The sequence below is a fragment of the Specibacter sp. RAF43 genome (assembly GCF_052114065.1).
Taxonomy (GTDB): domain Bacteria; phylum Actinomycetota; class Actinomycetes; order Actinomycetales; family Micrococcaceae; genus Specibacter.
Genome location: NZ_JBFREA010000053.1, coordinates 1 through 5,110 on the forward strand (window position 1 = coordinate 1; position 5,110 = coordinate 5,110).

A 5,110-nucleotide genomic window follows, 5' to 3' on the forward strand; every position below is an offset into this window, starting at 1 on the left:
GTTCGGCCGGGGGCGTGGCGACGCGTTCGGCCGGGGGCGTGGCGACGCCCGGGCGCATGCCGACGCCGCCCGGCCCGGACACAGGCAACGCCGTTGTCCCCGGGTCACGGTCCTCGGGCAGGGCTGGTCCGTGCTGGTGCTTCTCCGGTACGTGCTTCTCCGGGGCGGCGGCGGGGACCTTGCCGGTCAGCTCGGCGATGCGGCGGGCTTTTCTGGTGGGAAATTGGTAGCCGGGATCGCCTGCCGCCGGGCGGGGCTCCGCCGGATCGGCGGCGGGAGGCGGTGCCGCCGCCCTCCCCGGTTCGGAGCCGGCCCGCTCTGGTTGGGGGTCCTTCATTAGACCTCGAGAAGCTCGACTTCCTTGCGCTTGAGCAGCTCGTCGACGTTGTCGGTGTGAGCCTTCGTCAGCGCGTCAAGTTCCTTTTCGGCGCGGGCGCCCTCGTCCTCACCGGCGTCGCCGTCCTTGACGAGCTTGTCCAGCTGCTCCTTGGCGCGGCGGCGGATGTTGCGCACGGACACCTTGGCTTCCTCGCCCTTGGTGCGCACGATCTTGACGTATTCCTTGCGGCGTTCCTGCGTCAGTTCCGGCATCACGACGCGGATGACGTTGCCGTCGTTGGAGGGGTTGGCGCCAACGTCGGAGGAGCTCAGGGCGCGCTCGATCTCGTGCAGGGCGGTGCGGTCAAACGGGGTGATCAGCAGGGTGCGTGCCTCGGGGACGGCGAAGGAGGCCAGCTGCTGCAGCGGGGTGGGGGCGCCGTAGTACTCCACCAGGACCTTCGCGAAAATGGACGGGTTCGCCCGGCCGGTGCGGACCGCGGCGAAGTCCTCTTTGGCAACCTCGATAGCCTTGTCCATCTTTTCCTCGGCTTCGAGCAAAGTTTCTTCGATCACGATCTCTCCCTCAACATTTTTGAAAAAACACAGCTGGTTCCGCGGCGTGCGCACGGCAATCCTGCCCCCATCCTACCGTGAGCGGCCGGTGTGCCCGGGCCCGCACCGCCGTGGGCGGCGCTGCCCCCGGCGGGGCGTGCGCGCACCGTGTGCGGGCGGGCGGGAGCGGGATTGCTACGGGGTAACCAGGGTGCCCAGGGACTCGCCCATGATGGCGCGGGTGACATTGCCCTTGCCTTCCATGCCAAAGACGAGCATGGTGACGTTGTTGTCGCGGCACAGGCTGAAGGCGGTCTGGTCCATGACGCGGATGTCCCGGGCCATGGCCTCGTCGTAGCTGAGGTGGTCAAGCTTGACGGCGGCGGGGTCCTTCTTCGGGTCGGCGGTGTAGACGCCGTCGACCCCGTTCTTTGCCATGAGGACGATGTCCGCGTGGACCTCCAGCGCCCGCTGGGCGGCGACGGTGTCGGTGGAGAAGTAGGGCAGGCCGGCGCCCGCGCCAAAGATGACCACCCGGCTCTTTTCCATGTGTCGGATAGCGCGGCGGGGAATGTAGGCTTCGGCCACCTGGCCCATGGTGATGGCGCTTTGGACGCGCGTGTCCACGCCCGCCTGCTCGAGGAAGTCCTGCAGGGCCAGGCAGTTCATGACGGTTCCAAGCATGCCCATGTAGTCGGCCCGGGAGCGGTCCATGCCGGAGGCGGAGAGTTCGGCGCCGCGGAAGAAGTTCCCGCCGCCGACCACGATGGCCACCTCAACCTTGTCCACCGTGCAGGCGATCTGCTGGGCGATGTCGCGGATGGTGTCCGGGTCGACGCCGAGCTTGCCCGCCCCAAAGACCTCCCCGGAGAGTTTCAACAGCACCCGGCGACGCTTGGCGCTGCCTGAGGGATTGTGCGCAATTTCCTGCTTGGGGTCCAGAGTGTTCGTTGTCATTTCGCCTTCCATGGAGTCCGGCAACCTTCATACCGCAGGTTCCCTCGGTGCAGTTGTGTTGCGGCGCAGCGTTCATGCCGGCCTCGTGAGCCGCGCACGTGTGGGTGCCGTCTAAGATCATATCCGACGATTGGCGCACGGAAGGGGCGGCCGCATCGCGCGGCCGCCCCTTCCTTACTCACCTGGGCGTGCTGGTGAACTAAGCCCCAACGCGGAAGCGGGCAAAGGCAACAGCCTTCACGCCCGCCTCGTCCAGGACGGTGCCCACGGACTTCTTGGCGTCCTTGGCGAACGCCTGGTCAACCAGGACGATGTCCTTGAAGAAGCCGGTCAGGCGGCCTTCAACGATCTTCGACATGGCCGCTTCGGGCTTGCCCTCGGCCTGGGCGGTCTCGGCGGCGATGCGTCGCTCGTTCTCGACGGTCTCCGCTGCCACTTCATCGCGGGAGATGTATGACGGAGACATGGCGGCAATGTGCACGGCCACGTCGTGGGCGACGGTTGCGGCGCCGTCGTTGTCTCCGTCAACGGCAAAGAGCACGCCAACCTGGGCCGGCAGGTCCTTGGAGGTCTTGTGCAGGTAGGCGTCCACGGAGGCGCCCTCGATGCGGGCAATGCGGCGCACGACGATCTTCTCGCCCAGCAGTGCGCCGGCCTCGATGACGACCTCGGAGAGCGGCTTGCCGTCAACATCGGCGGCCAGCAGGGCCTCGACGTCGGCGGCCCCGGTGGCCATGGCGGTCTCGAGAACCTTGTTGGAGAACTCGATGAACGGGGCAGCCTTGGCGACGAAGTCGGTCTCGCAGTTGACTTCGACCATGACGCCGACGCCGCCGGCGACCTTCGCGGCCACCAGGCCCTCGGCGGTGGAGCGGCCTTCACGCTTCGTGGCGCCCTTGAGGCCCTTGATGCGGATGAGCTCCATGGCCTTCTCGGCGTCGCCGTTTGCCTCGTCGAGAGCCTTCTTGACGTCCATCATGCCAGCGCCCGTGCGCTCGCGCAGAGCCTTAATATCAGCGGCGGTGTAGTTCGCCATATGAACCCCTCAGTGTAGATTTTTTGCGTGTGTGGACTTGGGTCACGGAACCGGCGGCAGGACCGCTGCGCCGAGGCGTCGCGGTCCTGCCAGCGTCCAATACGTTCCGTGTTGGCGGCCGGTCCCCGGGCGCCGTGAAGTCGGAACTACTTGTCGGTTGCGTCTTCGGCGGCAGCCTCGGCCGGCGCCTCGGTGGCGGTCTCGACCGGTGCGGCGGCGGCAGCCTCGGCCTCCACCGGTGCGGCGGCGGTGGCCTCGGCCTCCACCGGTGCGGCGGCGGTGGCAGGGGTCTCGAGGAGTTCGCGCTCCCACTCTGCCAACGGCTCGGCGGGGGCTTCTTCGTTGCCGGTGGCCTTGGCGTTGCGGGCCAGCAGACCCTCGGCGATGGCGTCGGCAATCACTCGGGTCAACAGGTTCACGGAGCGGATGGCGTCATCGTTGCCCGGAATCGGGAAGTCGACGTCGTCCGGGTTGCAGTTGGAGTCCAGGATGGCAACAACCGGGATGTTCAGCTTGTGGGCCTCGTCGATGGCGAGGTGTTGCTTCGGGGTGTCAACCACCCAGAGCAGGGACGGGGCCTTGCTCAGGTTGCGGATGCCGCCGAGGTTGGTCTGCAACTTGGTCAATTCACGCTTGAGGAGCAGCAGCTCCTTCTTGGTGTGGCCGGAGGATGCAACGTCCTCGAAGTTGATCTCTTCGAGTTCCTTCATGCGCTGGATGCGCTTGGAAACGGTCTGGAAGTTGGTGAGCATGCCACCCAACCAGCGCTGGTTCACATAGGGCTGGCCAACACGGGTGGCCTGCTCGGCGATGGCTTCCTGTGCCTGCTTCTTGGTGCCGACGAAGAGCACCGTGCCGCCGTGGGCCACGGTGGCCTTGACGAATWCGTAGGCGCGGTCAATGAAAGACAGTGACTGCTGGAGGTCAATGATGTAGATGCCGTTGCGCTCCGTGAGGATGAATCGCTTCATCTTCGGGTTCCAACGACGGGTCTGGTGTCCAAAGTGGACGCCGCTGTCAAGCAGCTGGCGCATGGTTACGACGGGCATGCCGGCGCTCCTTCTTGTTCTTTACGGTTCTTTTAGCTTGATAGCCCCGGGGAGAGTCTCCGCCAGGGCCCTGCTCCTGGCACCCTATTGCGCGTCCATGAACCGCCGTGAGGCGGACCGTATGGGCGCAATCCATCGGCAGGACCCAAGAAGCTCTTGGGCACCTCGTCAGGGTGGGGTGCGCGTAGTCAGCGTGCGCAAGGCACACTGCAGTATCAACCTTACTACATCGCCCCCGCCGCCATGACGGGGCGCCGCCCGCGGGCCGGTGCCCGGTCCTCCACACGGGCTCCGGGTGCCGGCACCATGCACAGTCCACGGCTGCCGGGTGCCGGCTGCCCGTTGGTGCCGCCAAACTGGTGGCATGCACCGGATTCCGCGTTCCCCACGCCTCTTGCGCGCGGTGGCCGCCGCGTTGCTTGCCGCCCTGGTCGCCGTCCTGCCGGGCCCGGCCGCCGGGTCGAGCTGGTCCCTGCCAGCCGCGAATGCGGCGCCACCCGGGTCGGTGCAACCGCGCGCGACGGCGGCCCGACCGCTCCCGGCCCGGCTCGCCTGGGGCTGGCCGCTGAGCCCCACCCCCCGCGTGGTGCATGTGTTTGACCCGCCGGCCAAGCCGTGGCTGGGCGGGCACCGCGGCGTGGACCTGCTCGCGGCGCAAGGCACCCCCATCCTGGCCCCCACGGATGCCGTGGTGGCGTTTGCCGGGGTGGTGGCGGACCGGCCCGTGCTCACCCTGGTCACGGCCGGCGGGCTCCGGCTCAGCTTTGAGCCGGCCGCGACCCGCCTGGCCGTCGGGGACGCCGTCACCCGGGGCAGTGAAATCGGCACACTGGCCGGGCGGACGCACTGCGACACCGGAGCGCCGGGCGAAGAAAGTTGCCTGCACTGGGGCGTCCGGCGCAAGGATCACTACCTCAACCCGCTGCAGTTCATCCTGGACCTGCGCCCGTCGATCCTCCTCCCCCTCGCCAACTGACCTCCCACACCAACTGGCCCGCGCACACCATCCACCCCCACCAACTGACCCCCACACCAATCTGACCCGCAATAGATGTCGAGAAAAGCCGATTTTGAGYCTGTTGCGTTTTGATTTTGGGTGGGCGCGGGATTGGTGCTGCTGCTGGGGGCGGGATCGCTGGCCTCGCGTTGGAATCGGTGCTGGATCGTGAGTTGGGGCCGCACCACGGCTTGTGGT

The 5,110-nt window shown here is 67.3% G+C and carries 5 protein-coding genes and 1 pseudogene; 1 reads left to right on the forward strand and 5 read right to left on the reverse strand.

The window, feature by feature from the left end; translation table 11 throughout:
* The 5 genes and pseudogenes from AB4Y80_RS16765 to rpsB form a co-directional block, all read right to left on the reverse strand.
* A pseudogene (locus AB4Y80_RS16765) lies at positions 1–337 on the reverse strand (hypothetical protein); the annotation flags it as partial.
* Positions 337–894: a ribosome recycling factor gene (gene frr / locus AB4Y80_RS16770; RefSeq protein ID WP_442215473.1), complete on the reverse strand. Its 558-nt coding sequence runs from the start codon at positions 892–894 to the stop codon at positions 337–339. The pseudogene AB4Y80_RS16765 and the gene frr, both read right to left, overlap by 1 nt.
* A 174-nt stretch (positions 895–1,068) precedes the next feature.
* A complete protein-coding gene (gene pyrH, locus AB4Y80_RS16775) occupies positions 1,069–1,830 on the reverse strand; it encodes a UMP kinase (protein ID WP_442215474.1) in 762 nt (253 codons plus the stop codon).
* A gap of 199 nt (positions 1,831–2,029) precedes the next feature.
* Positions 2,030–2,866 carry a translation elongation factor Ts gene (tsf, locus tag AB4Y80_RS16780; protein ID WP_442215475.1) on the reverse strand — a complete coding sequence of 279 codons (837 nt, stop codon included), beginning with the start codon at positions 2,864–2,866 and terminating at the stop codon, positions 2,030–2,032.
* A 146-nt stretch (positions 2,867–3,012) separates the two neighbouring features.
* Positions 3,013–3,915 carry a 30S ribosomal protein S2 gene (rpsB, locus tag AB4Y80_RS16785; RefSeq protein ID WP_442215476.1) on the reverse strand — a complete coding sequence of 301 codons (903 nt, stop codon included), beginning with the start codon at positions 3,913–3,915 and terminating at the stop codon, positions 3,013–3,015.
* Between the two features lie 364 nt (positions 3,916–4,279).
* On the opposite strand from rpsB, the gene AB4Y80_RS16790 reads away from it, so the two are divergent.
* Positions 4,280–4,891 (forward strand): M23 family metallopeptidase, encoded by a 612-nt coding sequence (locus AB4Y80_RS16790; protein ID WP_442215477.1) that lies wholly within the window; start codon positions 4,280–4,282, stop codon positions 4,889–4,891.
* Positions 4,892–5,110: the final 219 nt, after the last annotated feature.

Excerpts from the sequence above, each read along its gene's own strand:
- AB4Y80_RS16790 (WP_442215477.1), top strand. The coding sequence starts at position 4,280 with ATGCACCGGATTCCGCGTTCCCCACGCCTCTTGCGCGCGGTGGCCGCC.
- tsf (WP_442215475.1), bottom strand. The coding sequence starts at position 2,866 with ATGGCGAACTACACCGCCGCTGATATTAAGGCTCTGCGCGAGCGCACG.
- pyrH (WP_442215474.1), bottom strand. The coding sequence starts at position 1,830 with ATGACAACGAACACTCTGGACCCCAAGCAGGAAATTGCGCACAATCCC.